This window comes from Vibrio sp. 1402 (genome assembly GCF_033340275.1).
In genome coordinates, this window is record NZ_JAWOWE010000672.1 from 1 (window position 1) to 525 (window position 525).

General features: G+C 45.3%; 1 protein-coding gene. It reads left to right on the forward strand.

All coding sequences use genetic code 11. The features are described 5' to 3' along the window. The coding region (locus R7044_RS27860; protein WP_225456328.1) for a cation:proton antiporter at positions 1-525 on the forward strand (525 nt) is incomplete at both ends.

The window sequence follows — 525 nt, forward strand, 5'->3', positions numbered from 1 at the left end:
CGCGGTAAAAACACTGCAGGAAAAAGGTGAACTCAACGCGACATACGCCACACTGGCCATCGGTATTTTGGTTATGCAAGATATCTTCGCCGTCGTGTTTCTGACTGTTTCAACAGGCAAAGTGCCAGAATGGTACGCCATAGGTCTATTTGCTCTTCCTCTTCTACGCCCGCTGTTTTACAAGTTATTGGATAAAGTAGGCCACGGCGAGATGTTAGTGCTGTTCGGCATTTTCTTCGCGCTTGTTGTGGGTGCCGGACTGTTTGAGTTAGTTGGAATGAAACCAGACCTTGGCGCCTTGATTCTTGGCATGATGCTCGCTGCTCACCGTAAAGCGTCAGAGTTGTCTAAATCGCTATTTAATATGAAAGAGCTCTTTCTCGTCTGCTTCTTCTTAAATATCGGCTTATCCGCATCTTTGAGTCTAACAGGTATCGCACTAGCACTATTATTCATTGTCCTTCTGCCTATTAAAGGATTGCTATACTTCCTCACAATCAACCACTTTAAGTTTCGCGTGCGTAC